Annotated in this window: 24 protein-coding genes and 1 riboswitch; of the genes, 11 read left to right on the plus strand and 13 right to left on the minus strand. The window is 59.9% G+C overall.

All coding sequences use genetic code 11. The annotated features are described in order from the left end of the window. Positions 1–47 precede the first annotated feature (47 nt). From ATU_RS15665 to ATU_RS15690, 6 genes are all read right to left on the minus strand, one after another. Positions 48–1,043 (minus strand): FecR family protein, encoded by a 996-nt coding sequence (locus tag ATU_RS15665; protein ID WP_010972993.1) that lies wholly within the window; start codon positions 1,041–1,043, stop codon positions 48–50. A 111-nt stretch (positions 1,044–1,154) separates the two neighbouring features. After that, complete coding sequence (locus ATU_RS15670; protein WP_010972994.1) at positions 1,155–1,655, minus strand: RNA polymerase sigma factor; 501 nt, start codon at positions 1,653–1,655, stop codon at positions 1,155–1,157. A gap of 211 nt (positions 1,656–1,866) precedes the next feature. Continuing rightward, positions 1,867–2,619 (minus strand): ABC transporter ATP-binding protein, encoded by a 753-nt coding sequence (locus ATU_RS15675; protein ID WP_010972995.1) that lies wholly within the window; start codon positions 2,617–2,619, stop codon positions 1,867–1,869. Beyond that, on the minus strand, positions 2,613–3,680 hold the full coding sequence (locus ATU_RS15680; RefSeq protein ID WP_010972996.1) for a FecCD family ABC transporter permease: 1,068 nt from the start codon (positions 3,678–3,680) through the stop codon (positions 2,613–2,615). Before ATU_RS15680 ends, ATU_RS15675 begins: the two co-directional genes overlap by 7 nt. Beyond that, positions 3,677–4,816 carry an ABC transporter substrate-binding protein gene (locus ATU_RS15685; protein ID WP_010972997.1) on the minus strand — a complete coding sequence of 380 codons (1,140 nt, stop codon included), beginning with the start codon at positions 4,814–4,816 and terminating at the stop codon, positions 3,677–3,679. The genes ATU_RS15680 and ATU_RS15685 overlap by 4 nt, the downstream gene beginning before the upstream one ends. Before the next feature lie 96 nt (positions 4,817–4,912). Then, the gene (locus ATU_RS15690; RefSeq protein WP_010972998.1) at positions 4,913–6,046 is read right to left on the minus strand and encodes an ABC transporter substrate-binding protein; all 1,134 of its coding nucleotides are present in this window, start codon (positions 6,044–6,046) and stop codon (positions 4,913–4,915) included. Between the two features lie 113 nt (positions 6,047–6,159). Between ATU_RS15690 and ATU_RS15695 the strand changes: the two genes are divergently transcribed. Continuing rightward, the gene (locus ATU_RS15695) at positions 6,160–6,984 is read left to right on the plus strand and encodes a class I SAM-dependent methyltransferase (RefSeq protein WP_010972999.1); all 825 of its coding nucleotides are present in this window, start codon (positions 6,160–6,162) and stop codon (positions 6,982–6,984) included. 176 nt (positions 6,985–7,160) lie between these two features. Here the strand turns inward: ATU_RS15695 and ATU_RS15700 are convergent, their stop codons facing one another. The 5 genes from ATU_RS15700 to ATU_RS15720 all read right to left on the minus strand — a co-directional run bounded on the left by ATU_RS15700 (position 7,161) and on the right by ATU_RS15720 (position 11,770). After that, positions 7,161–7,601 carry a pseudoazurin gene (locus tag ATU_RS15700; RefSeq protein WP_010973000.1) on the minus strand — a complete coding sequence of 147 codons (441 nt, stop codon included), beginning with the start codon at positions 7,599–7,601 and terminating at the stop codon, positions 7,161–7,163. Continuing rightward, positions 7,598–8,398 carry an ABC transporter ATP-binding protein gene (locus ATU_RS15705; protein ID WP_010973001.1) on the minus strand — a complete coding sequence of 267 codons (801 nt, stop codon included), beginning with the start codon at positions 8,396–8,398 and terminating at the stop codon, positions 7,598–7,600. The genes ATU_RS15700 and ATU_RS15705 overlap by 4 nt, the downstream gene beginning before the upstream one ends. Further along, positions 8,395–9,423, minus strand: a complete 1,029-nt coding sequence (locus tag ATU_RS15710) for a FecCD family ABC transporter permease (RefSeq protein WP_035257361.1) — start codon at positions 9,421–9,423, stop codon at positions 8,395–8,397. Before ATU_RS15710 ends, ATU_RS15705 begins: the two co-directional genes overlap by 4 nt. Beyond that, the gene (locus ATU_RS15715; protein ID WP_010973003.1) at positions 9,420–10,451 is read right to left on the minus strand and encodes an ABC transporter substrate-binding protein; all 1,032 of its coding nucleotides are present in this window, start codon (positions 10,449–10,451) and stop codon (positions 9,420–9,422) included. The genes ATU_RS15710 and ATU_RS15715 overlap by 4 nt, the downstream gene beginning before the upstream one ends. A gap of 158 nt (positions 10,452–10,609) precedes the next feature. Further along, positions 10,610–10,844, minus strand: a riboswitch (cobalamin riboswitch). Positions 10,845–10,894: 50 nt separating this feature from the next. Then, positions 10,895–11,770, minus strand: a complete 876-nt coding sequence (locus tag ATU_RS15720) for a GNAT family N-acetyltransferase (RefSeq protein WP_010973004.1) — start codon at positions 11,768–11,770, stop codon at positions 10,895–10,897. A 202-nt stretch (positions 11,771–11,972) separates the two neighbouring features. Between ATU_RS15720 and argE the strand changes: the two genes are divergently transcribed. From argE to ATU_RS15750, 6 genes are all read left to right on the plus strand, one after another. Next, the gene (gene argE, locus ATU_RS15725; RefSeq protein WP_010973005.1) at positions 11,973–13,097 is read left to right on the plus strand and encodes an acetylornithine deacetylase; all 1,125 of its coding nucleotides are present in this window, start codon (positions 11,973–11,975) and stop codon (positions 13,095–13,097) included. Positions 13,098–13,119: 22 nt separating this feature from the next. Further along, the gene (locus tag ATU_RS15730; RefSeq protein ID WP_010973006.1) at positions 13,120–14,043 is read left to right on the plus strand and encodes a 2-hydroxyacid dehydrogenase; all 924 of its coding nucleotides are present in this window, start codon (positions 13,120–13,122) and stop codon (positions 14,041–14,043) included. A 28-nt stretch (positions 14,044–14,071) separates the two neighbouring features. Next, on the plus strand, positions 14,072–14,428 hold the full coding sequence (locus tag ATU_RS15735; protein ID WP_010973007.1) for a cupin domain-containing protein: 357 nt from the start codon (positions 14,072–14,074) through the stop codon (positions 14,426–14,428). A 189-nt stretch (positions 14,429–14,617) separates the two neighbouring features. Then, positions 14,618–16,081 (plus strand): aldehyde dehydrogenase family protein, encoded by a 1,464-nt coding sequence (locus tag ATU_RS15740; protein ID WP_010973008.1) that lies wholly within the window; start codon positions 14,618–14,620, stop codon positions 16,079–16,081. Positions 16,082–16,094: 13 nt separating this feature from the next. Then, the gene (locus ATU_RS15745; protein ID WP_010973009.1) at positions 16,095–17,138 is read left to right on the plus strand and encodes a tartrate dehydrogenase; all 1,044 of its coding nucleotides are present in this window, start codon (positions 16,095–16,097) and stop codon (positions 17,136–17,138) included. 15 nt (positions 17,139–17,153) lie between these two features. Continuing rightward, a complete protein-coding gene (locus ATU_RS15750; RefSeq protein WP_010973010.1) occupies positions 17,154–18,611 on the plus strand; it encodes an NAD-dependent succinate-semialdehyde dehydrogenase in 1,458 nt (485 codons plus the stop codon). Between the two features lie 90 nt (positions 18,612–18,701). On the opposite strand, the gene ATU_RS15755 is transcribed toward ATU_RS15750, so the two are convergent. Both ATU_RS15755 and ATU_RS15760 read right to left on the minus strand, forming a co-directional pair. Beyond that, the gene (locus ATU_RS15755; RefSeq protein WP_010973011.1) at positions 18,702–19,976 is read right to left on the minus strand and encodes an NAD(P)/FAD-dependent oxidoreductase; all 1,275 of its coding nucleotides are present in this window, start codon (positions 19,974–19,976) and stop codon (positions 18,702–18,704) included. 15 nt (positions 19,977–19,991) lie between these two features. After that, complete coding sequence (locus ATU_RS15760; protein WP_010973012.1) at positions 19,992–20,660, minus strand: haloacid dehalogenase type II; 669 nt, start codon at positions 20,658–20,660, stop codon at positions 19,992–19,994. Positions 20,661–20,983: 323 nt separating this feature from the next. Here ATU_RS15760 and ATU_RS15765 point away from each other — a divergent pair, with 323 nt between their 5' ends. The 4 genes from ATU_RS15765 to ATU_RS15780 all read left to right on the plus strand — a co-directional run bounded on the left by ATU_RS15765 (position 20,984) and on the right by ATU_RS15780 (position 25,882). After that, a complete protein-coding gene (locus ATU_RS15765) occupies positions 20,984–21,820 on the plus strand; it encodes a GNAT family N-acetyltransferase (RefSeq protein WP_010973013.1) in 837 nt (278 codons plus the stop codon). Between the two features lie 14 nt (positions 21,821–21,834). After that, positions 21,835–23,208, plus strand: coding sequence for an aspartate aminotransferase family protein (locus ATU_RS15770; protein WP_010973014.1), 1,374 nt, complete (start codon positions 21,835–21,837; stop codon positions 23,206–23,208). Positions 23,209–23,464: 256 nt separating this feature from the next. Beyond that, positions 23,465–24,178, plus strand: coding sequence for an HAD-IA family hydrolase (locus ATU_RS15775; protein WP_035257353.1), 714 nt, complete (start codon positions 23,465–23,467; stop codon positions 24,176–24,178). 93 nt (positions 24,179–24,271) lie between these two features. Beyond that, positions 24,272–25,882, plus strand: a complete 1,611-nt coding sequence (locus tag ATU_RS15780; RefSeq protein ID WP_010973016.1) for an ABC transporter substrate-binding protein — start codon at positions 24,272–24,274, stop codon at positions 25,880–25,882. The last annotated feature ends 30 nt before the right edge of the window (positions 25,883–25,912 follow it).

Consider the following 25,912-nt stretch of genomic DNA (forward strand, 5'->3'; position numbering starts at 1 on the left):
TTTTATAAACGACTGAAAGTAAATAATATTTTTTGCTTCTGACCGTTTCAGAAGCGGGTGATAATGCGGGCCGATCCGCCAATCGCATGCACCTTGCCGCTATAGGGTTCCACAAGGGCTTCCAGCGCCCGGTCAGGGTCTCGCAGATCGTAAAATCCCGTCACCTTCTGCTCGGCCAGCCGCTTGTCGGCCATGGTCAGCCATGCGGGATGGTAACGCTGGATCTGCTCCACCACCGAGCCTATCGTTGCGTCGACCACATAGAGTTCGCCCTTGCGCCAGCCGCCAATATCTTCGACCGGGACATTCTCTTTGCGGATCGCACCGGCGGCGTCGACGACCAGCATCTCGCCCGGCACAAGCCGCGTTGGCGGCGCGTTGCGGAAGGAGGCTTCCACGGAACCATGGGCAAGTGCGACCTGCGTCACCCCATCCGTCAAGTCGACATCAAATGCCGTCCCCAGCACCTGAACGGTGACGTTCTTTGCCTCCACGACAAAGGGGCGGGCTTTATCCGGCACGACATCGAAAAAGGCTTCGCCCTTCAGCACCTTCACGGTGCGGCGGCCATCCCTGAAATCCGCAGAAAGCGCACTTGCCGCGGCAAGCTCCACCGTGCTGCCGTCTTCGAGGGTGATGGTGCGCATTTCGGCCGTGCTGGTCTGATAATCCGCTTCAAGGCGAACAGAAAATGTCGGGATGAACAGCACCACAAGACAGAGCGATGCCGCCGCCACGGCGGCACCCGCATAATGTCTGACGGACCAGCGCCGCCGCGTTGGATTTATTGCAGCCTTGCCCGGCAGATGGGCAGCATCTTCCCAAAGGTTCTTGAATTCCGGTTCGACCAGGCCGAGGTTCCGCCAAATCTTGCATGTCCGTTCCCAGGCAAGGCGATTTTCCTGCGAGGCAGCCAGCCATCGCTCGAACTCCGCCTTCAATCGCGGTTCCGTCGCGCCCCCCTGCAGCCGCAGCAGCCAGTCGGCCGCCTCTTCCGCCTTCCCGGTCGGCAACTCAATCTTGTTATCGGGATCAACAGTCATTGAACCGGGCCAGTTCCTTTGCGGGGCAGACGGGAAGGGTCGTCTCTCTCAATTGCTATAAAGACGTTTGACGACGGGATTTTTTTCACAAGACAGGACAATAAGGCTATTTTACTTCATTTCTCTGGTAATCGCGACAATGCTGCCCTTTATGAGACGGTGGGCGCCGGCCACCGACACGCCGAGATGACGCGCGATCTCTTCCATATTGTAACCGCCGAATCTGTGCATTTCCAATGCCACCCGTGCCTGAACCGGCAGGCCGGCCAAAATAGTCTGCATCTGCCGGACTTCATCGCAGAAAAGCGCATGTTCCTCCGGGGTGCCATTATCCTGCGGCATGCCCCAGAAAGGCGTATCGTCCGGCCGTTCCCGAAGGTCCTGCCGGCTGCGTCGGCGATTATCAAGGGCAAGATTGCGAACGATGCGGAAAAGATAGGATTTGAGATTGGTGGGATTGCCGGAGCCTTCGGGAACGAATTTCAGGAAGGCTTCCTGAACCACGTCCTCCGCATCCGCGCGTGACCCCAGAATAAGGGTGGCGTATTTGATCAGGTCGACCCTATGCGCGACGTAAGCGTTATAACGCTTGTCATCTTCCCGTATGCCCATGTCTCAACCGAGAGAAATTCGAGGGATCGACGAAACCCACCGGGGCCTGATTGGCCGCGCAGTTTTGCCGTTCATAGCTCTAACATCCAAAAGCGGCATCGAACAGATATTTCATGACAATTATTATCAAGAATTATGCCGGTAGCGGTCTATGCTTGACGACGTGCCGGCGACGGGAACCCGGCCACAGATGCGGCCGGGTCTTGCTCTCTCAGATAGCGCCGTCGACGATAACCATCGGCCTGCCCTGCGAACAGGGCTCGATGCGGGCATCGATGCGATAGATATCGCGCAGCATGGCGGGGGTGATCACCGCTTCGGTACTGCCGCTCACCACCATTTCACCGCGCGCAATCACCATCGTATTTTCGCAATAACGAAGCGCATGGTTGAGGTCATGCAGGGCGATCAACACGATCATGCCGGTTTTCTGCGCGAGATCGGAGACGAACCCCAAAACCTCGATCTGCCGGTGAAGATCGAGTGCGGAGGTCGGCTCGTCCATCAGCAGCACTTCCGGTTTGCGGGCGAGCGCCTGCGCCAGCGACACAAGCTGCCGCTGGCCGCCGGACAGTTCGCCGAGGCCGCGAAAGGCGAGGTCGTGGATTTTCAGCGCCTTGAGAATGGCGTCGATCTCGAACAACTCATTGTCATGAACGCGCCAGCCGCCGCCCTGCTTGGCCGAAAGAAGCACGGACTCATAAACCGTCAGCACGGCGTTGGCGCCGGTATCCTGCGGCATGTAGCAGATGGCGCGCTTGCCGCGGGCCGTGTCGGACAACTCAACTAGGCCGGGGCCGGAAATGAGGCTGGCGATACGCTTGAAAAGCGTCGACTTGCCGGCGGCGTTGGGGCCGATCACGGCCGTAACGCTGCCGCTTTCCAGCGTATCGATGCCGACCTTGGAGAGAACGGTGGTGCGGCCATAGGCGGCCCCGACATCCTTCAGTGCGAGCATTACCATGCGCGTCTCCTGTTGCCGAAAATAAGCGCGAAGAAGAAAGGTACGCCAACAAGCGCCGTGATGACGCCGATCGGCAGGATCGCACCGGGAATGAGGATCTTGCTGATGACCGAGGTTGCCGACAGAAGCAGCGCGCCGCAGATGATCGAGCCGGGCAGGAAGAAACGCTGGTCTTCACCCACCACCATGCGGGCGATATGCGGCCCGACCAGACCGACAAAGCCGATGGTGCCAACGAAGGAAACCGGAATGGCGGCGAGAAGGCTGACCGTCAGCATGGTCGTCAGCCGCAGCCGGCGCACATTGATGCCCATGCTGGCCGCCTTGTCGTCGCCAAGCCTGAGTGCCGTCAGTGCCCAGGCTTGGCGCATGAACAGCGGTACGGTGACGACGAGAATGGCGGCGGTGATATAGACCTTGTCCCAGGTCGCCTTGGTCAGACTGCCCATGGTCCAGAAAACCACAGCGGCAAGCGCCTGTTCGGAAGCCAGATATTCGAGCAGCGACAGCGCCGCATTAAAGGTGAAAACCAGCGCGATGCCGAGGAGCACGATGGTTTCGACCGTCACGCCGCGCATCGTCGAGGCAAAATGGATGAAGAGCGCCGCAATCATCGCCATGATGAAGGCGTTGATCGGCACCATGTAATGCACCGCCCCCGGAAAGATCGCCACGCCGCCGACAAGCGCCAGCGCCGCGCCGAAGCTTGCAGCCGCCGAAATACCGAGCGTAAAGGGGCTGGCAAGCGGGTTGGACAGGATGGTCTGCATCTGCGCGCCCGCAACCGAAAGTGAGGCACCAACGGTAACCGCCATCAGCGCGATCGGCATGCGGATATCCCAGATCACCACCCGAAGCTGGTTTCCGACGGCCGCCGGATCGGCAATGGTCGCCAGAACTTCCGACAGCGTATAACGTGCCGGGCCGAGCGCCATGTCTGCGGCCATGCTGAAACACAGGGCAAGGAAAAGGCCGACGAGGATAAGGATCCTGCGTGCGGCAAGGGCGCGATATTGATCGCGCCCGCTGACGCCATCGGCGCTTTCATTCAGCGAAGTCATTGGTTCAAACCTTTTTCGAGCGAGGCGAAATAGCCCGGCTTATAGGTGACGGGGAGGAATTTCCGGTGGAATTCCTCAAAATTCTTTTCCGGATCGAGATCGGCGAAGAGATCGGGGTGGAACCACTTGGCAAATTGCTGGATCGGGAAGAACTCGTAAGGCGCGCCGTAGAACTGGTGCCAGACGGCATGGACATTGCCACGCTTCACGGCATTCAGTTCCGGAAACGGCGTGCGCTTCATCAGATTGGCAAGCCTTTCGCGGGAAAGGGCCATATCGGCGCCGCGTCCGACGGGAACGAATTGGTTGATGTCGGATTCCGCCGCCCAGTTGGAGCCGGTGACGATGACATAATCAGGGTCGGCAATCACCAGCTGCTCGGGATTGAGATCACCGAAGGTCGTCTTGATGATGCCGTCGGCAATATTGTGGCCACCGGCGAGATCGACCATCGCGCCGAAATTGACCGGGCCGAAGGTGCGGCAGCAATTGTCCTCGCCGGAAATGCCGGGTGCACGCTCGATGAAGACCTTCGGGCGTTTCAGATCCTTGACGCCGGCAAGGCGGTCGGTCACGCGGGCGATTTCAGCCCTTCGATAGGCGATGAATTCCTTGGCGCGCTCTTCGGCGCCGAAGAGCTTGCCGAGGATTTCGATGGAAGCTTCGCTGTTCTTTTCGGGATCGATGCGGAAATCGAGATAGATGACCTTGATACCGGCAGCCGCGGCCTTGTCTTCGAAACCGCTTTCCTTCGCGGATTTTTCCGCTTCCAGATTGAGGGTAATCACATCAGGCGACAGGGTGATGGCCGTTTCCAGGCTGAAATCGCCCTGCGGCACATAACCGAAACGCGGCAGTTTTTCGATCTCAGGGAAACGCTCGACATAGGCAGCGTAGCTGTCCGGGTCCTTCTTGAGGAGATCGTCACGCCAGCCGACGATGGTATCGAAGGTGTGATCGCCCCTGAGTGCCGCGATGACATGGACCTGGCGGGCTTCGCCAACGATGACGCGCTTGGCAGGCAGGTCCAGCTCGACCTTGCGCCCGGTGACGTCGGTAATCTCCCCGGCCTGCGCCGCCGCGGCGAGAAGGGAGAAAGCCAGTACCGCAAGATGCCTGAGAGCGTTGGGCCGCATGAGAAATCCTCACTGAGTTCCTAAACAAAACGATGAAGCCGCAGGGCTGCGGCTTCATCCATCGATCGGACGGCGCTCCCCTTCACCGTCCCTGTCTTATTTCGCATCCTTCAGCGACACGAAGTAGCCGGACTTGTAGTCGAGCGGCAGGAAGCGGGCATGCAATTCCTTGAAGGTCGCCTCGGGGTCAAGGTCTTTGAACAGATCCGGGTGCAGCCACTTGGCAATTTCCTGAATGGCCACGAACTGATACGGGTTGTTGTAGAACTGGTGCCAGATGGCGTGGACATTGCCGTCCTTGACCGCCTGTACTCCGGTGAATGCCGGACGCTTGGTGAGGTTTTCGAGCTTGCGGTGGGCTTCCTTCAGATCCGCGCCATAACCGACACCGACCCAGTTGCCGCCAGGAACATAACCGTTCCAGTTGCCACCCGTGATGATGATCTGTTCCGGGTTGGAAGCGATGATCTGTTCCGGATTGACGTTGCCGAACGTGCCGGGAATGATGTCCTTGGCCATGTTGATGCCGCCGGCAAGTTCGACCATCTTGCCAAAATTCTCGTTGCCGAAGGACATGCAGCAATCGTCGGAATAACCGCCGGCGCGTTCGACGAACACGACGGGCTTCTTCGGATTGGCCTTTTCAAGTGTATCGGTGACCTTGGCAATGGAATCGGCGCGGAACTTGATGAAGTCTTCGGCGATTTTTTCCTTGCCGGTCAGCTTGCCCATCAGGCGCATGCTTGGTTCGGTATTTTCCATCGGCTTTTCGCGGAAGTCGACGTAAACGAGCGGGATGCCGACTTTTTCGAGCTTCTCGATGTAACCGGCTTCCTGCGTGGCGGTCTTCGCATCGATATTCATCAGGATAACGTCTGGCTTCAGCGAAATGGCCTGCTCGATATCGAAGGTGCCGTCCTTCATGCCGCCGAAAGTCGGCAGCTTGGCGATATCAGGATATTTTGCGAGATAGGCCGCATAGGTTTCCGGGTCGGCTTTCGCCAGGTCATCGCGCCAGCCGACAACGTGCTGGAACGGGTTTTCCTTGTCGAGCGCCGCCAGGAAATAGATCTGACGGCCTTCGCCGAGGATCACATGCGAAACGGGCACATTGACTTCCACGTCGCGGCCGGTCACATCCTTGACGGTGACCTTTTCGGCCATTGCAGGCCATGCGGCGGATACGAGAAGGCCAAGGGCAAGTGCCGCGGATTTGGCTGAGATGCGCATCGGATATTGCTCTCCAGTGTTGACTGGCGCGGCTGTATTATTTTCTGACTGTACTAGTCAAGTTTTATGTTTTAGAGCCATTCTTAACTGACCGGTATGTGAGCTGAAGACCGATGATAGACACTATGCAATATGGCAAAAACGACAGCCTGAGAGACGAGATAAAGGCCTATTGGTCCGGCCGCGCCGCGACTTTCGACCTTTCACCCGGGCACGAAATTTTCTCCGAAGACGAGCGCGCGGCCTGGCACGCGCTTATCCTGAAACATCTGGGCCGCGGTGAGGGCCGCAAGGCGCTCGATCTCGCCAGCGGAACCGGTGTCATCTCGCACCTGATGGACGATCTCGGCTTTCAGGTGACGGGCATGGACTGGTCCGAGACGATGCTGGGGCTTGCCCGGGAAAAGGCCAAAAGCCGTGGGCGCAATATCCGATTTTTCGTCGGCGACGCCGAAAATACGATGGAGCCGGACGAAAGCGCTGACGTCATCATCACCCGCCATCTGGTCTGGACGCTGGTGGACCCGCAGGCAAGTTTTGCCGAATGGTTCCGTGTTCTGAAACCCGGCGGGAAACTGCTGATCGTCGACGGCGATTTCGTGAATACCGGCTGGCGCGAAAGACTGGTGAAGAAACTCGCCGTCAGCCTGGAGAGCATCGGCCTCGTCAAAGCCGACCAGCCGCACAAGCCGGCGGACCCCGAAAACACATTCAACAGCATCCTCTCGCGGGTTTATTTTTCGAAAGGTGCGAGGGCCGGCGATGTCGCGACGATGCTGGGTGCGACCGGTTTCGAGCCTGTCTCAGTCGATCAGGAACTTCGGGCCATTCACCGCGCCCAGGCGAAAAACTTCAGCCTGCTGAAGGGCATCCTGCGCGGGCTGCAGCACCGTTATGCGGTCTGTGCGGTGAAGCCGGATACTTCTGTCAAGGGCTGAGGAAAGCCGCAGTCCCCTTCACTATCCGCATACACGACGTCATCCTCGGGCCTGTCCCGAGGATCCAATCACGTATCGCAAAATCAACGCGTTGCAGATGCTCGGGACAGGCCCGAGCATGACGGAAGCAACCTCCCGGACAATCCAGAACGCCAATCAAGACTTCCGCAGAATACTCATTTTCCCGCCTGCTCGAAAAGATCATCAAGCCGGGTCTTGGCACGACCGGGCACTTCGACTTCCCTGTAGCTTTGCGGCAAGGCCGCCTCTCCCACCTTGATCAGCATGACCATGCCCATGCCGTAATGCGGCGAGCATTTGATGCCGTAAAAGCCCGGTTTTTCGAACCCGGTCTCGAACTCGTCATTGATCCGGCTTTTGAACCCTTCGACACCTTCGGGAACCATGCCGTCGATGGTCGCGGCATTGTGGCTCTTGTGGGTCGGCACGAAGCGCACGCGGTCGCCAGGCCCGATCTCCAGGAAATCGGGCTCGAACACCATTGTCTCGGCCGAAGCATGAAGGGGAAACCCTGCGACTACCACGGCAATTGCGGCAGCGGCATAAAACCGTCTGGCCTTTGCAGCGGCGCTTACGAGCGTCGGCAATGTCATCATCGTGCCAGTACTTTCCTTGCTGGATCAGCCCGCCCATGGGCCGGCAGAAAACGAATATGGGAAAAACCGCCCTCATCCGTGGTGACCGCACATTTCACTCCGAAAACGTCGGCGATCGTTGCCGCCGTCAGGACCTCACGCGGCGGCCCGACCGCGATCATCTCGCCGCGATGCAGGATGGCGACGCGGTCACAGAACATGGCGGCATGATTGAGATCATGCAGCGCCGCCACGACCGTCAGCCCCTGCCGGCGCACCAGATCGAGCAAGCCGATCTGGTGGCCGATATCCAGATGATTGGTCGGTTCGTCCAGCAGCAGGATGTGCGGCTCCTGCGCCAAGGCTCGGGCAATATGCAGGCGCTGCCGTTCACCGCCGGAAAGGTGGTGCCAGCTGCGCTCCGCCTTGTCAGCCATGTCGACATTGGCAAGTGCTGCATCAACGACGGCATCGTCATTCTGCGACCAGGCAGAAAGCGGGCCGAGATAGGGCGTGCGCCCAAGCTCCACCGCCTGCCGCGCGGTAATGCGCTCGGTGGTTTCGGCCTGCTGCTCCACGAAGGCGAGCCGGCGGGCAAGGTCGCGCCGCCCCAATGAGCCAAGCGGCTCCTCGCCAAGCGTGACGTGACCCCGGCGCGGTTTGCGGATACCGGCGAGCATGGACAGAAGTGTGCTCTTGCCGGACCCGTTCGGGCCGATGATGCCGAGAAACTCCCCGGAACCAACATCAAACGAGACGCCTCGGACGATATCGATATTGCCGGCATGGAAATGCAGGTCGTGGGCGAATAATTTCATGACCGACCTCTCTTTTGCCCCAGGATGAAGGCGAAGGCGGGTGCGCCGACGAGCGCAGTGATGACCCCAATCGGCAGCACCTGGCCCGGAATGACGATGCGCGAGAGAATATCCGCGATGATCATGAAAACCGCGCCGGTCAGCGCCGTCACCGGTAGCAATATGCCATGGCGGACACCAACGAAGATGCGCGCGGCATGCGGAATGACGAGCCCGACAAAACCGATGGAACCGACCAGCGACACCATCGCAGCCGTCATGATTGCGGAAACGGAGATCAGCACCGCATAGACCCAGCGCACCGGAATACCAAGCGAGGCTGCCGCCTGACCACCGAAAGCGAAGGCATCGAGCGCCCGGGCATACCAGAGGCAGACGGCAAGGCCCGCAAGGCTGACCGGCAAGGCCAGCCAGACATCCGGCCAGCGCACGCCGGAAAGATTGCCGAGCAGCCAGAACATGATGCCGCGCGCCTGTTCGGCATTGGCGGATTTGGTGACGATGAAGGAGGTCATGGCGTTGAACAATTGCGAACCCGCAACGCCCGCCAGAATGATGGCGCTGTTACCATGCCCCGCCCGCACGGCCAGAAGGCTGACCAGCGAAAAAGCCACGAATGCGCCAATGAGCGCACCGGCCGGCATTGTCAGAAACCCTGCGCCGAAACCCAGAAGCGCCACGGCGACGGCACCGGTGGAGGCACCCGCGGAGATGCCGAGAATATAGGGATCGGCAAGGGGATTGCGCAAAAGCGATTGCAGCACCGCCCCGGCAAGCGCCAGCGACGCCCCGCAGCAGGCGGCAACGACCGCGCGGCTGAGGCGGTAACTCCAGACAATACCCTCATCCAGCGGCTCAAGCGGATAACCCGCATGGAAAACGCGGTTGGCAATCGTCTTTGCGACGACATCGAAAGGAATGGCGGTCTCGCCGATGGCCGCCCCGGCCATCAGCGCGACAAGCAGCAGGGCGAGTGCTGCAAATGCCAGCCCCGCCCTGCCAAGATGGGTGGAGAAACGGTTCACTTGGCGAGGCCAGCGGCCGAAATCGCCTCGGCCAGCGTTTCAATACCTTCGATGGTGCGAATGGTCGGGTTCATCGCCTGCGCATCCATGTCGAACACACGGCCTTGCTTGACGGCGGGCATGATGCTCGCCACGGGATCGGTTTCCAGGAACTTGCGCTTGACGGCGATATCGTCCGCCGGGAAGCGGCGGCGATCCATCTTGCCTGCTACGATCACGGTCGGATTGGCCTTGGCGATCGTCTCCCAGCCGACGGTTGGCCATTCCTCATCGCTTTCAATGACATTCTTTAAGCCCAGCGCGGACATGATGTAACCGGGAGCGCCGTTGCGGCCGGCGACATAGGGGTCGATATCCAGTTCGGCGCTGGAGAACCAGAAGACGGCGGAAAGCTTGCCATTCGCGGAGGCTATCTTGGCCCGTGCAGCTTCCTCGCGCTTCTTCAGGTCGGCAACGACCTCTTCACCGCGCCCCTGCACGTTGAAGATTTTGGCGAGGTCGCGGATTTCCTGATAGATCAGCTCCATGGTGAAGCCGGTATTGCGCACACCATCCCCGCCGCCGGAATTGTCCTTGCCGACGCAATCGGCAGGTGAGGTATAGACGGGAATGCCGAGTTCGGCGAATTGCGCCGGCGTGCCGACAACACCCTCGGGACCGATCTGCCACTGGAACTGCGTCGTGATGAGCTCCGGCCTCTTGCCGACAACCGTCTCGAAGCTAGGATCATTATCGGCCAGCCGTTCGACCTTGGCATTGGCCTCCTCATAACCTTTCAGAACCGGACCGATCCACAGCGCCGTGCCGACGACCCTGTCGGCAACGCCGAGCAGGTAAAGAACCTCAGTCGTGCTCTGGCCAACGGATACGGTGCGGGCGGGTGCCTGCTTGAAAGTGATCTCCTGACCGCAGCTGTTGATCGTCAGGGGATAGGTGGTTTCGGCGGCATTTGCACCGACAAAGGGCAAAGCCCAAAGCACGGCGGCCAGAAAGCCGGCATGAACCGGCAGGCGTCTAGAATGAAACATGTGTTCTCCAGTCGAAAGTAAAACTTATTCCAGAGCAGCAGGCGTCAGAACGCGCAGCAACAGCGGGACGTCTTGTACGGAGAACGGTTATAGGACGCAAACGAAATGTTATGAAATAACATTACAAATTCCTCCTCCGGGCTTCCCCGCCCGTAACGATGGTTTCCATTTTGACGGCAGGTCTCCTGGCTCACGGATTTGCGTCCCTCATCTGCCTTCCCGCATTCCGAAAAAAACAGTGGCATGACGCCTTCAAGCGTCACTGGGATGAACAACAATCCGCTTACAGTTGCGGGGGCAGCCAAGGCATTGGACGAAAAAGATCGCCCGCACCATGTTCCCTATTAATCCCTTCGCCTTTCGGCTGTAGGAACCGTCGCTTTCTCACATAAGGGGCAAGAGGCGGAGCGTCAATTGCGATCGTGTCGCAGCTCAGCACAAAGTCAGAACAGGGAAGGGCCCGCCAGCGCAAAAATTCTCGCCGTGCCGGACCCCATCGGCTGCGGCTCGTCTTTTGACATGGTCGTCAGCGTTTCGATCACTACCAAACCTGATTGCGCGAGAAAATCGGAAAAGGCGCCGCTGTCGCGCACGGCATCGAGACGGGCAAGCTGGTCTTCCAGATCGGCAAAATGCCGGCTGACAAGCATGATCGCATCCATTTCCTCCACGGCAACGACCGGACCGATGATGTGGCCCCGCCCCGCCGCCCGGCGAAAGGCAAAAGCGACAAGCCGGCCGGCCTCGAACAGGCCATAACCCGTCTTTTCCTTGAGAAGGCGCAACAGGACGCGGCGGCGCGAAATGCCAAAAGCTGCGCGGTCCATGTCAGCCACGTCGATAAGGTGGTCTTCTGACAGCAACTCGATTTTCTGTTTTCGGCCAGGCGGCATCTCGGCCGGACGTTGCACCTTTCCCCGAAAGAGATGCACTTTTTCCGTTTCTCCGGTGAACCCCAACCGGGCAAACAACCGCCTCGACTCGTCCGTGGCATTGATCCGGAGCGATATGACAGGGAACTTCGCCAAAAGCCGCCGCACCAGCCATGGCGCAACGCCCTGCCCCTGCAGGCGTGGGGAAACGATGACCATGCCGAGCGTTGCGAAACCCTCATCATAGGCAAACAGCATCGCGGTTGCGACGACGCGATCAATCTCATCGAGGGCAGCGAGGCCGACGCCGCACTGCCGCAGAAAACACCATTCATTCGCGTGATATTGCCACCCCACCGCCATGGAAAGCGCGTGCAGATGATCGGCCTCGACATCGGCGATATCCACGGTTCGCAACTCGAAACTATCGACTTTGAGCAGCTCCATAGCAAACGGCTCTCATTTCCTCCGGCGCGGAACCTTGATCCCGGCAGCCCAGCCCACGACATCCGAAGATAACCAGCCTTGCCAGCACGAATTTTCCGAAAGCACTGGAAGGACACAACAATCTACCGAAATCACCCGCATTTCAGCAGATAAACGCCATCAGCCACTTTAAGCTCTCGCCGTTGAAACGACGGAGACAGCCATGAACGCAATCGAAATTCTGGAGCGTCTTGTCGGCTTCCCATCGATCGTCGGAACCGCCAATGGCGATATCGCCGGATGGATCGCGGATTATCTGGAAAGCCACGGTGCGAAAGTGTCCATGCTTGCCGGCCCTGAAGGCGACCGCGCCAATCTTTTCGCGAGCTTCGGCCCGGCTGATGTCGCCGGATATATCCTCTCCGGCCATATGGATGTGGTGCCCGCCGGTGAGCCGGAATGGTCCTCCGATCCCTTCATGCTGAGAGCCAAAGGCGAGCGTCTTTACGGGCGCGGAACCACCGACATGAAGGGTTTTCTGGCCACGGTTCTCGCCGCAGCACCGGCATTTTCGCGCATGGCGCTGAAGCGGCCCGTGCATATTGCCTTTTCCTATGACGAAGAGGCGGGTTGCCGCGGTGTGCCGCACATGATCGCCCGATTGCCGGAACTATGCGCTCCGCCGGCGGGCGCGATCATCGGCGAGCCAAGTAATCTGCGCGCCGTGCGCGCTCACAAGGGCAAGGCCGCCGCGCGCATCACCATTCGCGGTCGATCTGGCCATTCGTCGCGGCCCGATCAGGGCGTCAACGCCATCCACCTGATGACCGGTATCATGGCAGAGGCGGTCGCGACAGCACAGGAGCTGACACAGGGGCCCTTCGAAACGACCTTCGAGCCGCCCTATTCCTCCCTGCAGATCGGCACGGTAAGGGGCGGGCAGGCGCTCAACATCATCCCCGATCATTGCGCCATCGAGCTGGAAGCGCGAGCGATTGCCGGCGTTTCGCCACTCGCGCTGCTTCAGCCGGTGCGCGATGGCGTGGAGGCGCTTGCCGCTGAGGGCATCGATATCGAATGGACGCCGATGAGCGACTATCCCGCATTGTCCCTTGCCGGCGATGCGCCGCTTGCAAAGCTTCTGGAAGACTTGACCGGCGCGCCCTGCATTCCCGCCGTCAGCTATGGCACGGAGGCTGGGCTTTTCCAGGCGGCGGGCGTTGACGCCATCATCTGCGGCCCGGGTGATATCGGCCGCGCTCACAAGCCGGATGAATATATCACCACCGGCGAACTTTCGGCCTGCCAGTCCATGCTGGAAACACTGGCAAACCGCTGCACGGCTTGAACCTTCGGAACACGGATTTCAGATGACGTTTTTCTTCAATTCCGACGCCAAGCGCGGCGAGATTTTCCGGCAGGCCCTGGCCCGCGACCTGCCGGACCTGCCCTTTTCGATGGATGCCGCGAGCGTCAATCCGGATGCTGTTCGATACCTCATCAGCTGGACGGTGCCCGAGGATATAGGCCGCTACCGCAATCTCGAAATCCTGTTCTCGATCGGCGCCGGTGTCGACCAGTTTCACATCGACGCAGTCCCTCCCCATGTGAAGGTCGTGCGCATGGTGGATGAGGGCATCACCCGCATGATGCAGGAATATGTCAGCCTCGGCGTGCTGGCGCTTCACCGCAATTTGCCCGCCTATTTGGGCCAGCAGCGCCAAGGACTGTGGAAGGCCGTGCCCCAGCGCCAGGCGGAAGAATGCCGGGTGGGCGTTCTCGGCCTTGGCATGCTGGGCGTTGCGGCGCTGGAACGGCTGAAACCCTTCGGTTTTCCGCTGTCCGGCTGGAGCCGCTCACCGCGCGAGATCGATGGCGTGACCTGCCATCATGGCGAGGCCGGATTGGCGAAGACCCTCACGACGAGCGATATTCTCGTCTGCCTGCTGCCGCTGACGGAGGAAACCACGGGTCTTTTGAACAGCGAACGTCTGGGGATGCTTCCCGAGGGCGCGGGGCTGGTTCACGCCGGACGCGGCAGGCAGCTCGATCACGATGCCCTCATCGACGCGCTGGATAGCGGCAGGCTTTCCGGCGCGGTGCTCGACGTCACCGAGCCCGAACCGCTGCCGGAAGACCATCGTTTCTGGGCACATCCGAAAATTCTGCTGACACCGCATGTCGCCAGCGTCACCCAGCCGCATTCGGCAGCGCGCACCGTTGTCGAAAACATCAAACGATACCAGTCCGGTCTCGAGCCGCTCGGCCTCGTCGATCGCAACCGCGGATATTAAACTACCCCGTTCCAGGAAAGGATACCCCATGTCGCTTCTCAAGACCATCGATAACAATCCCACCTTCGAGCCCAAGAAAACCAAGACCATGCCGGAACGCCTCGTCGAAGGTGATCCCTCCTACAAGACCTGGGCGCTGGACGAGGCCCGTGACGGCACCGTAAAAACGGGCATTTTTGAAGCAACGCCCGGTGCAAACCGCTCTATCAAAGGTGAGACCTTCGAGTTTTGCCACATCGTTTCAGGCGTGATCGAAATCACCCCCGAAGGCGGCGAACCGGTTCGTTACACGGCGGGCGACAGCTTCGTCATGAAGCCGGGTTTCGTCGGTGTGTGGAAGACCATCGAGACCGTGCGCAAGATCTACGTCACCGTGAACGGATGAGCCGATATCCTGCATTTCGGCATCGCCCTTGAAGGTTTGTGTCGGGAAAATGCCGGCGGACACACGCACCGAAGATTGCACTGTCCGCCGGCGGCAAAACAGGATTTTCGTTCACCGCCGCCGCCGCAGTCGGTCGATGCTGCTTGCCATCAGGGACTAGGTTTGAGGCATGTCCACAGAGGGTTTCCCATGACGCTCAGCTTCGATCCAGACAGCCTGACCTTGCCGATCGGCCATTTCATCGGCGGCCGGTTGATCCCGGCTCAAAACGGCATCGACATGCATCGCCCCTCGGACGGCGTCGAATATGCCGGCTGCCCCAGGGCGAATGCCGCGCTGGTCGATGAAGCGGTGCAGACCGCCAAGGCCGCCCTGAAAAGCAGCAACTGGGGTGGCGTGCGCCCGCGCGAACGCACGAAAATCCTGCAGCGCTGGGCAGACCTGATCGAGCAGGAAGCCGAGACGCTGGCGAAAATCGAGGCCCTGTCCTCTACGCGGCCCGTCGGCCAGCTGATCGCCGGCGACATCGCCGTGACCGCCGAACAGATCCGTTTCTTCGCCGAATTCGCCGACAAGGAAGGCGGCGATCTCGTGCCAACCGACGATGCCAGCCTCGGCATGATCATGACCGAACCCTATGGCGTAGTCGGCGCGATTACACCGTGGAATTTCCCCGTCTCGATGGCCGGCTGGAAACTCGGCCCGGCGCTCGCGGCCGGTAATGCCGTGGTGCTGAAACCATCGGAAATGACGCCTTTTTCCAGCATTTTCATGGCTGAACTGGCCATCAAGGCCGGCCTGCCCGCCGGCCTCATCAACGTCGTGCTCGGCGACGGTCCCGTGACGGGCAACGCCATCACCGGCCATCCCGAGATTTCCAAGGTCAGTTTTACCGGCTCTACCGCGGCGGGCGCCGCCATCATGGCCAATGTCGCCCGCACCGGCATCAAGCCCATGACGCTGGAATTGGGTGGCAAAAGCCCGCAACTGGTCTTTGCCGATGCCGATATCGAAAAGGCGGCAGCGGCGATCGCCGGCAATATTCTCTCAAATGCGGGACAGGCCTGTGTCGCCGGCTCGCGCATCATCGTTGAGGAAAGTGCGGCCGACGCCCTTTCCGCCGCGATCATCGCCCGCATGAAGACGGTAAAGCCCGGCCCTACTTGGGACGAGGCCACCCAATATTCGCCGATCATCTCCGAAGTGCAGCGCCAGCGTATAGACGGTATCGTGCAGGCAGCCGTCGCCCATGGCGGCGAATGCCTGACGGGTGGCGCAATCATGGATGGTCCCGGTTATTTCTACCAGCCGACGCTGATCGCCAATGTCGACCAGACCTCGCCCGCCGTCACCGAGGAAATCTTCGGGCCGGTGCTGACACTACAGACCTTCCGCACGGAAGAAGAGGCTCTGGCGCTTGCCGATCATCCGACATACGGTCTGGCGGCGGGTCTTTTCAGCCGGGACGTCTCGCGTGTCCTGCGCCTGTCGCGCGCTATCCAGGCGGGAACGATCTGGGTCAATCGCTATGGACGTTCGCGCGACCACATCCTGCCGACCGGCGGTTACAAGCGTTCCGGCATCGGCAAGGATCTTGGACGGGACGCCTATCTCGCCAACCGCAAGAGCAAAAGCGTCCTCATCGGACTGTAACAGGGGAATTCTCTTGAAAACGCATCGCATCGCACTCATCCCCGGGGACGGCATCGGCCAAAGCGTGACGGACGCGGCGTGGCAGGTCCTCAATGCCGTCGCCAAAACCTCCGGTTTTGTGCTCGAAGGAACCGAATTCCCCTGGTCCTGCGCCTTCTACAAGGAAACCGGGGCGATGATGCCGAAGGACGGCATCGAAACGCTGCGCGGATTCGACGCCATCATGCTCGGCGCGGTCGGGTGGCCGGCGGAGGTGCCTGACTCGGTGTCGCTGCACGGTCTGCTGCTGCCGATCCGCAAGGCTTTCGTGCAATATGCCAATATCCGCCCGCACCGGCTACTATCAGGCGTACAAGGGCCCTTGAAGGCCGACGGCTTCGATATTCTCTGCATCCGCGAAAACACGGAAGGCGAATATTCCGGCGCCGGCGGCCGCGTGCATCAAGGCACGGAGGACGAGGTGGCCGTCGAAACCTCGATCTTCACCCGCAAGGGCGTGGAGCGAATCTTGCGCTTCGGTTTCGAACAGGCGCAAAAACGTCGCGGCAAGCTCGCCTCCATCACCAAATCCAATGCCCAGAAATATTCGATGGTGTTCTGGGACGAAGTGACCCACAAGCTCGCGGCGGAATATCCTGACGTGGAGGTCTCAAGCTATCACATCGACGCCATGGCGGCACGTATGGTGATGGCGCCGGAAAGCCTCGATGTCGTCGTCGCTTCCAACCTCTTCGGCGATATTCTGACCGATCTCGGCGCCGCCATTCAGGGCGGCCTCGGTTTTGCCGCTTCCGCCAATATCAATCCCGACCGCAGCGCCCCCTCGATGTTCGAGCCGGTGCACGGCTCGGCACCTGACATCGCCCATCTCGGCATCGCCAACCCGATCGCCGCCATCTGGTCCGGCGCGATGATGTTCGAGCATCTCGGCGAAAAGGATGCAGCCGCGAAAATCATGGCGGCCCTGGAAACGGCGACCGGCCGCGGCATCGGCACCGTGCCGGGCAAGGACAAGACTGACACCATCACCGCCGCGGTTCTCGCGGCACTCGCCTAATTTCGGAGAATTATGATGCAGGGCTTGAAGGACAAGGAACTCTTTCGCCAGACCGGTTTGATCGGCGGCGCATGGAAAGCGGCGGCATCTGGCAAGGTGGTGGATGTCATCGATCCGGCGACACAGGCGGTTATCGGCACCGTGCCTGATATGGGCGGCGCGGAAACCCGCGCGGCAATCGAGGCGGCTAACGCCGCCTTCGGTCCATGGAAGAAAAAGACCCATGCGGAGCGCGCCGCCCTTCTCGAAAAATGGTTTGCGCTGATGATCGAGAACATCGATGATCTCCGCCTGATCCTGACCATCGAACAGGGCAAGCCGCTTGACGAAGCCAAGGGCGAAATCCGCTACGGTGCGTCCTTCGTCAAATGGTTTGCGGAAGAGGCCCGGCGCATCGGCGGCGGCACCATCCCCTCACCGACGCCGGACCGGCGGATCGTGGTGCTGAAGGAGCCGGTCGGCGTCTGCGGCATCATCACGCCGTGGAACTTCCCGAATGCGATGATTACCCGCAAGGTCGCGCCGGCGCTCGCCACCGGCTGCACCGTCGTCATCAAGCCTTCGGAATTCACGCCCTATTCGGCGCTGGCGCTTGGCGTGCTTGCCGAACGGGCGGGTATTCCCGCCGGCGTCATCAACATCGTCACCGGCATGCCGACTGAAATCGGCAATGAAATCATGGCCAACGAGACGGTGCGGAAAATTTCCTTCACAGGCTCCACCCGCGTCGGCTCGCTTCTGATGCGGGGTGCTGCCGACAGCGTCAAGCGGCTGTCGCTGGAACTCGGCGGCAATGCGCCCTTCATCGTTTTTGATGATGCCGATCTCGATCTCGCCATCGAAGGCGCAATCGTTTCGAAATTCCGCAATGGCGGCCAGACCTGCGTCTGCGCCAACCGTATTCTCGTGCAGTCGAGCGTTTACGACGCCTTCGCGAAAAAGCTGGCGGATCGCGTCGACGCCATGCGGGTCGGCCCTGGAACGGAAGCAGGCGTCTCCATCGGCCCGATGATCAACAAACCGGCCATTGCGAAAATCCGCGCCCATATCGACGACGCCGTTGCCAAGGGTGCAACGATCATCACCAGGCCGCGCGATCTGCCGGAAGGCCCGCAATATACCGCACCCGTGGTGCTAACGGGCGCGACGACGGCAATGCAGCTGGCTAGCGAAGAAACCTTCGGACCGGTTGCGCCGCTCTTCCGCTTCGAGACGGAGGAGGAGGCGCTCGCCATCGCCAATGGCACGCCCTTCGGCCTTGCCGCCTATTTCTACACCGAGAGCCTCAAGCGCGCCTGGCGCGTCGGTGAAGCGCTGGAATTCGGCATGGTCGGCCTCAACACCGGTGCGATCTCCACCGAGGTCGCTCCCTTCGGCGGCGTCAAGCAATCCGGTCTAGGCCGCGAAGGAGCGCAGGTCGGCATCGAAGAATATCTGGAAACGAAGACGTTCCACATCGGCGGACTTGCCTGACCCCTGTTTCTTTCTCCCCGCCTAAAGGGCCGCTCTGCGGCCCTTCTTTTTGTGCCGACGCAACAAAAACGGCCCGGAGGCCGCTTTGAATTACTGATACTTGTCGAGCATCTTGTAATAAAGGCCCACCAGAGGCAGGAACCAGGGCTTGCCAAAATGGCCCGGCACTGCCGGCCAGTCCAGCCCCTTCAGAGGGTTGGTATCCGGCCGTCCCATGATGGTGTCGGCCATGATCATGCCGAGATGGGTGGAAAGCTGCGCGCCGTGGCCGGAATAACCCATGGCGTACCAGACGCCGTCATGGAAACCGGCGCGCGGGTAACGGTCCTTGGTCATATCCACCAGCCCGCCCCAGCAATAATCGATCGGCACATGCGCAAGCTGCGGGAAGATGCGGTGCAGGGCATCCTTCAGAATCTCGCCGCTCTTGGCGTCGGAACGCTGGTCCGAGGTCGCGGAAAAACGGGCACGGCCGCCGAAGATCAAGCGATTGTCCGGCGCAAGACGGAAATAATTGCCGATATTCATGGAGTTGACATAGGTACGGTTGCCCGGAACCGATGCCTTGATCTCGGCGTCCGTCAGCGGCCGCGTGGCGATGATGAAGCTGCCAACGGCGATGATGCGGCGGCGGAAATAGCTGAATCCGGACGGCGTATAGGCGCCGGTTGCCACCAGCACATTATCGGCCGTCACCTTGCCGCGTGTGGTTTCCAGATCATGGAGCTTGCCGTTCTGGGTATGCTTCGTCACCGCAGCGTTTTCGAAAATCACCGCGCCATGCCGGCTGGCGGCTTCGGCAAGGCCGGCGACATAACGGCCCATATGCATCATGGCGCTTTTCTTAGAGAGCATCGCGCCGTAAAAAGGCGAGCCGATTTCCGCCTTCAGATCTGCCTCGGACAAAAGCGCCGTATCGGGATCCACCTCGGCGTGAACTGCTTCGAAATTCCTGGCAAGTCCTTCGAAATGCTGTGGTTTCGACGCCATTTTAAGCTTGCCCGCCCGGCGGAAATTGCAGTCGATCTTCTCCTCGGCAATAAGGCTTTCCAGCGTATCGATGCAAGCATCCAGCGCCTGGTATAGAGCGATGGCGCGTTCCTTGCCGAGTTCGGCCTTGGCGGAAAGATAGGAATGGGCAAGGCCATTATTGAGATGGCCGCCATTACGGCCAGAGGCACCCCAGCCGACACGCTGCCCTTCCAGAACGACGACACGCGCACCGGCTTTCGCAAGCTGGCGCGCGGCACCGAGACCCGTGAAGCCGCCACCGATGACGGCCACATCATAGTGGCCTTCGACAGGACCTTGCGCCGCCCCCGCAAACAGGGGCGCCGTGTCGTGCCAATAGGAGACGAGCTTCATGATCCAGTCCCTTTCTTACAGTCCGACAACGCCCGCAAGACCGGAAATATCCGAAATCTCCGTGTAACCATAATAGGGGTTTGCCGGCTCATGGCCGCGGTTGACCCAGACCTTGTTCTTGATGCCAAGATCATGCGCCGACATCAGATCGTAACGGAAGGAGGACGACACGTGCAGGATTTCCTCCGGGCCGCAACCGAGCATGTCGAACAGATATTCGAAAGCCTTGAAATGCGGTTTGTAGGCCTGTGCCTGTTCGGCCGTATAGACGGCATGGAACGGTGCGCCGAGTTTTGCGACATTCGACATGATCTGCGCGTTCATGGCGTTGGACAGAATAACCAGCGGGATCTCCTTGGCGACCTTTGACAGACCTGCCGGAACGTCCGCATGCGGCCCCCAGGTCGGAACCCGCTCGTAGACCATTGCCGCATCCTCGTCCTTGAAAGCAACACCATTGCGCTTGCAGGTGCGCGACAGAGCATTGTGAACGACGTCTGCGTAAGGCTTCCAGTCATGCATGACCTCATCCAGACGATAGGCGGAAAAATTCTTGATGAATTCCTCCATCTCCGCTTCTCCCAGACGATCACCGTAGAGATCGCGGGCAGCCTCTGCCATCTGGAAATGAATGAGCGTGCCGTGGCAATCGAAAGTGATGTATTTGGGGCGGAAGATGGTCATCTCGTCGTCATCCTTGCTTGGGGATTGGTGGTGGCTGCAATAATGAGATCATAGAGGCCTTTGTCCGATCGGCGCACCGCAATTGCTGCTCACGGAAGCAGATTGTTGCGTATGCGACTGCCAGTTTGGCAGAGAGTTGCGTTGAGGCTAACCGAAAGCCATGGCCCGCCCCGGGTCCACCGCCCGATGCCGACAAGCGGCGGCATAAGATGCGGCGGCGGATAAAAGCAACAGCGAAACATATCGAACCTTCCCATTTGTCGGGACAATCTTCTTCCCGCATCAGTCTATCAATGAATGACAAGAACAAACGGAGTTCCAGCATGCAGGCCAACCTCATCGATATCCAGGCATTTCAACCTGACCATCTCGACGCAGCGGTTGAATTATCCCGCCAGGCAGGGTGGCCGCACCGCAAGGACGACTGGGCGCTGGCCCTTTCCATCAGCAAGGGTTTCGTCGCGCTCGATAACGGGCGCGTCGTCGGGACCGCCATGGCGAGCCTTCTTGGCGACAGTTGCGCCACGGTGAATATGGTGATCGTTGATGAGGCCATGCGAGGCCGCGGCGTTGGTCGTCAGTTGATGCAGGCGGCGATGGCAGCAGCAGAAAATCGGGAATGCCGTTTGACGGCGACGTCCGATGGCTTGCCGCTTTACGAAAAAATGGGCTTTGTCGCCTGCGGCCAGGTGCTTCAATATCAGGCCGTCCCGCTCGCCACCGACCGGCCGGTCGGCGTTGCATGGGCAGATAAGGTCGAGCCAGCCGAACTTGCCGTGCTTGATGCCCAGGCCTTCGGCGCAGATCGAGGCAATCTCTTTGCCGTGCTTGCAGAACGCGCCCGTTTCGCACTCGTGCAGGAACAGGGCGTCATCAAGGGTTTTGCGGCCCTGCGCGCCTTCGGACGTGGTGAAGTCATTGGCCCGGTCGTTGCGGAAAACATTGAAATTGCAAAAGATTTGATTGCTTTCGTAATGTCCGAACGCGCCGGTGAATTCCTGCGCGTGGATACGACAGTGGATGCAGGCCTTGCCCCCTGGCTTGCAGAACGCGGCCTTGCCCATGTCGGCGGCGGCATCGCCATGCGCCGGCCGAAAGCCGAGATCGCAGCCGACACAAAATTCAAGACATTCGCATTGACCAGCCAGGCACTCGGCTGAATCGGGAGAGACCCATGTTAAGCAATTCACTGATCGAACTGGACCGCGCCCATCTGGTGCACCCTGTCTCCTCCTTCCGCGGCCATGAAAAGCTCGGCGTGCGGGTGCTGAAATCTGCAAGCGGCGCCACCGTCACCGATATGACCGGCCATCAGCTGATCGATGGTTTTGCCGGCCTCTGGTGCGTCAATGCCGGTTACGGGCACGACAGCATCGTTGAAGCGGCGGCAAAGCAGATGCGTGAATTGCCCTATGCCACCGCTTATTTCGACATTGGCAGCGAACCGGCGATCCGGCTGGCCTCGGAACTTGCCGACCGCGCGCCGGGTGATCTCAACCACGTCTATTTCACGCTTGGCGGTTCCGATGCCGTGGACAGCACCATCCGGTTCATCCGGTATTACTGGCATGCGAAAGGCCAGCCGCAGCGCGACCAGTTCATTTCCATCGAACAGGGGTATCACGGCTCCACCACCGCCGGCTCCGGCCTCACTGCGCTACCCGCTTTCCACGCGGGTTTCGGCGTGCCCTATGACTGGCAGCACAAAATTCCGTCGCATTATGCCTATCGCAATCCCGCCGGCAGCGATCCGGCCGCCATCATCGCATCCTCCCTGCAAATTCTGAAGGACAAGATCGAGGCCATCGGCCCGGACCGCGTGGCCGCCTTTTATGCCGAACCCATCCAGGGATCGGGCGGCGTTCTGGTGCCACCGCCGGGCTGGATCAAGGCCATGCGCGAGCTCTGCAGTTCCTATGGCATTCTCTTCGTCGCCGATGAAGTCATCACCGGCTTCGGCCGCACGGGACCGCTCTTTGCCTGCGCCGACGAGGACATCGTGCCTGATTTCATCACGGCCGCAAAAGGCCTCACGTCAGGTTATGTGCCGATGGGCGCCGTCTTCATGGCCGACCATGTTTATGATACAATAGCCGACTTCGCGGGCGAGGCCGCCATCGGGCACGGATATACCTATTCCGCCCACCCCGTCAGCGCCGCTGTCGGTCTGGAAGTGCTGAAACTTTATGAAGGCGGACTGCTGGAGAACGGCCGTCGCGCCGGTCAACGGCTGATGGCCGGCCTTGAAGGATTGAGAAACCACCCGCTGGTGGGTGATGTGCGCGGCCGGGGCATGCTCGCCGCCATTGAACTCGTGACCGACAAGGACAAGAAAACGCCCTTGCCGGCCGCAGCCGCCCCCGCGCGAAAAGTTTTCGACCGCGCCTGGGAAAACGGCCTCATCGTACGCGCCTTCGCGAACGGCATCCTCGGTTATGCGCCGCCGCTCTGCTGCACCGATGGCGAAATCGACGCCATCGTCGAGCGGACGCTGAAGACGCTCGATCAGACGCTCGAGGACCCGGCCGTGCGGGCGGCCATGGCCTGAGAAAAAAACGGGCGGCGTTGCGGCACCCTCTCGAAATGTCGCAACGCACCATATATTCGCAATATTCTGCCGAACAGCCGATCCATTTCGGCGTATCCAACGTGCTGGAAGTGCCAAACTATCAATGCAAACGGCACTAAACGCCATAAAAAAGGGCGTAGTCACAAGTGGGAACGGGACAAGGATCCCGTCCGGGAACAGAATAATCTGCCGCAGGCTCCCCCAAGAGGCCAAAGCGGCGAAGCGGAGACCGACATTGCCCAAAAACCTGAGCGACTTCAAATATATGAGCTTCGACGTGGTGGGAACACTCATCGATTTCGAAGGTGGTCTGAAAGCGACGCTTGCTGAGATCGGCACGGAACACGGCGTGGAGGTCGACGGTGAAAAAGCACTCGCGCTCTACCGCGCGGCCCGTTATTCCGATGCGACTGATCTGTTTCCGGACGATCTCGTCCGCGTTTACCTGATCATCGCTCCTGAACTTGGCCTGCCGGGGGAACGCGCGCTCGGCGAGCGCCTGCGTGATGCGGCAAAAAGCTGGAAAGGCTTTGCGGACAGCCGCGCCGCCATGGCCGAACTTGCAAAGACTCACCGCCTGATCGCCATGACCAACGCCCAGCGCTGGGCTTTCGAATATTTCTCGAAAGAGCTTGGCAATCCCTTTCATGCCGCCTTCACCGCCGATGATACCGGCACGGAAAAGCCGGACCCGGCCTTCTTCGAAAAGGTGTTTGCCTTCGTGGAAAGCGAGGGTGCATCGAAGGACGACATTCTGCACGTCGCGCAAAGCCAGTACCACGATATCGGCATTTCCCGGCAGCTCGGAATGACCAATTGCTGGATCGAGCGCCGCCACACCCAGAAGGGATATGGCGGCACGATCGAGCCGGAAAACTTCACCGAACCGGATTTTCACTTCACCTCGATGGCCGACCTTGCCGCGGCCGTCAGGCAAACGGGCGGCTGAAGCGCTCCTCCCATGGTGCGCCGCGAACTGGGATGCGGCATGCCGGACATTTCTGCCGACGCATTTCAACAAATCATACAAAAGGGGAAGACCATGAGTGACAGGATTACAAATTGGACCCGCTCTGACGACGCCGCCGTTGAACAGGCTATCCGTCGCGGCGCGACGCGGCGAGAGCTGCTTCACATGATGCTGGCGGGTGGCGTCGCCCTTTCTGCCGGATCGGCCATCCTCGGTCGCGCCTCGAAGGCCGTGGCGGCGACACCGGTTTCCGGTGGCTCGTTAAAGGCGGCCGGATGGTCCTCCTCCACCGCCGATACGCTCGACCCCGCAAAGGCCTCGCTTTCGACAGATTATGTCCGTTGCTGCGCCCTTTATAGCCGGCTTACCTTTCTCGACGTTTCCGGCACACCACAGATGGAGCTCGCCGAATCCATCGAAACGAAGGATGCCAAAACGTGGACGGTCAAATTGCGTTCCGGCGTCACCTTCCATGACGGCAAGTCTTTGACGGCCGATGACGTGGTCTATTCGCTTAAGCGTCACCTCGATCCCGCTGTCGGTTCCAAGGTCGCCAAGATCGCGGCTCAAATGACCGGTTTCAAAGCGGTCGACAAAAACACCGTCGAAATTACGCTGGCGAACCCGAACGCCGACCTGCCATCCATCCTCGCGCTGCATCACTTCATGATCGTTGCCGATGGCGCCACGGACTTCTCCAAAGGCAATGGCACCGGTGCGTTCAAGCTCGAGAAATTCGAGCCCGGCGTTCGCTCCGTCATGGCAAAGAATGCAAATTACTGGAAGTCCGGCGGTCCGCACCTCGACAGTTTTGAGTTCATGGCGATTTCCGACGACAATGCACGCGTCAACGCCCTTCTTTCCGGCGATATCCAGCTTGCTGCCGCCATCAATCCGCGTGCACTTCGCCTGCTCGACAAACAGGACGGCGTCGTCATGTCCAAGACGACGTCCGGAAATTATACCAACCTCAACATTCGGCTTGATCAGGCACCCGGCAACAAAACCGACTTCGTTGCTGGCATGAAATCGCTGATCAATCGCGAGCAGATCATCAAGGCGGCGCTGCGCGGCCTCGGTGAAGTTGGCAACGATCAGCCCGTTCCGCCGATGAGCCCCTATTACAACCCGGACCTCAAACCGAAAGCCTTCGATCTGGACAAGGCAAAGTTTCATTTCGAAAAAGCCGGCGTCATCGGTCAGTCCATTCCGGTCATCGCATCGGATGCGGCAGGATCATCCATCGACATGGCAATGATCATGCAGGCTTCAGCCGCACAAATCGGCGTCAAGCTCGACGTACAACGGGTGCCATCGGATGGCTACTGGAGCAATTACTGGCTGAAGGCACCGATACACTTCGGCAACATCAACCCGCGCCCGACGCCGGATATTCTGTTCTCGCTGCTTTATGCCTCCGACGCGCCGTGGAACGAAAGCCAGTACAAGTCGCCGAAATTCGACAAGATGATGCTTGAAGCACGTGGTCTGCTCGACCTGGAAAAGCGCAAGCAGATCTACTTCGAAATGGAAAGAATGATTGCCGATGAAGCTGGCACCATCATTCCGGCCTATATTTCGAATGTCGACGCGATCTCCTCCAAGCTAAAGGGTTTGGAAGCAAATCCGCTTGGTGGCATGATGGGTTACGCCTTTGCGGAATACGTCTGGCTCGAAGCCTGATAGACCATGGAGCCGGGCATTCAAGTGCCC

It is taken from the genome of Agrobacterium fabrum str. C58, assembly GCF_000092025.1.
GTDB lineage: Bacteria > Pseudomonadota > Alphaproteobacteria > Rhizobiales > Rhizobiaceae > Agrobacterium > Agrobacterium fabrum.

Excerpts from the sequence above, each read along its gene's own strand:
- ATU_RS15675 (WP_010972995.1), bottom strand. The coding sequence starts at position 2,619 with ATGGTAATGCTCGCACTGAAGGATGTCGGGGCCGCCTATGGCCGCACC.
- ATU_RS15780 (WP_010973016.1), top strand. The coding sequence starts at position 24,272 with ATGAGTGACAGGATTACAAATTGGACCCGCTCTGACGACGCCGCCGTT.
- ATU_RS15665 (WP_010972993.1), bottom strand. The coding sequence starts at position 1,043 with ATGACTGTTGATCCCGATAACAAGATTGAGTTGCCGACCGGGAAGGCG.
- ATU_RS15705 (WP_010973001.1), bottom strand. The coding sequence starts at position 8,398 with ATGAAATTATTCGCCCACGACCTGCATTTCCATGCCGGCAATATCGAT.
- ATU_RS15760 (WP_010973012.1), bottom strand. The coding sequence starts at position 20,660 with ATGACCATCTTCCGCCCCAAATACATCACTTTCGATTGCCACGGCACG.
- ATU_RS15695 (WP_010972999.1), top strand. The coding sequence starts at position 6,160 with ATGATAGACACTATGCAATATGGCAAAAACGACAGCCTGAGAGACGAG.
- ATU_RS15690 (WP_010972998.1), bottom strand. The coding sequence starts at position 6,046 with ATGCGCATCTCAGCCAAATCCGCGGCACTTGCCCTTGGCCTTCTCGTA.
- ATU_RS15735 (WP_010973007.1), top strand. The coding sequence starts at position 14,072 with ATGTCGCTTCTCAAGACCATCGATAACAATCCCACCTTCGAGCCCAAG.
- ATU_RS15770 (WP_010973014.1), top strand. The coding sequence starts at position 21,835 with ATGTTAAGCAATTCACTGATCGAACTGGACCGCGCCCATCTGGTGCAC.
- ATU_RS15740 (WP_010973008.1), top strand. The coding sequence starts at position 14,618 with ATGACGCTCAGCTTCGATCCAGACAGCCTGACCTTGCCGATCGGCCAT.
- ATU_RS15730 (WP_010973006.1), top strand. The coding sequence starts at position 13,120 with ATGACGTTTTTCTTCAATTCCGACGCCAAGCGCGGCGAGATTTTCCGG.
- ATU_RS15750 (WP_010973010.1), top strand. The coding sequence starts at position 17,154 with ATGCAGGGCTTGAAGGACAAGGAACTCTTTCGCCAGACCGGTTTGATC.
- ATU_RS15680 (WP_010972996.1), bottom strand. The coding sequence starts at position 3,680 with ATGACTTCGCTGAATGAAAGCGCCGATGGCGTCAGCGGGCGCGATCAA.
- ATU_RS15755 (WP_010973011.1), bottom strand. The coding sequence starts at position 19,976 with ATGAAGCTCGTCTCCTATTGGCACGACACGGCGCCCCTGTTTGCGGGG.
- ATU_RS15670 (WP_010972994.1), bottom strand. The coding sequence starts at position 1,655 with ATGGGCATACGGGAAGATGACAAGCGTTATAACGCTTACGTCGCGCAT.
- ATU_RS15720 (WP_010973004.1), bottom strand. The coding sequence starts at position 11,770 with ATGGAGCTGCTCAAAGTCGATAGTTTCGAGTTGCGAACCGTGGATATC.
- ATU_RS15700 (WP_010973000.1), bottom strand. The coding sequence starts at position 7,601 with ATGATGACATTGCCGACGCTCGTAAGCGCCGCTGCAAAGGCCAGACGG.
- argE (WP_010973005.1), top strand. The coding sequence starts at position 11,973 with ATGAACGCAATCGAAATTCTGGAGCGTCTTGTCGGCTTCCCATCGATC.
- ATU_RS15715 (WP_010973003.1), bottom strand. The coding sequence starts at position 10,451 with ATGTTTCATTCTAGACGCCTGCCGGTTCATGCCGGCTTTCTGGCCGCC.
- ATU_RS15685 (WP_010972997.1), bottom strand. The coding sequence starts at position 4,816 with ATGCGGCCCAACGCTCTCAGGCATCTTGCGGTACTGGCTTTCTCCCTT.
- ATU_RS15765 (WP_010973013.1), top strand. The coding sequence starts at position 20,984 with ATGCAGGCCAACCTCATCGATATCCAGGCATTTCAACCTGACCATCTC.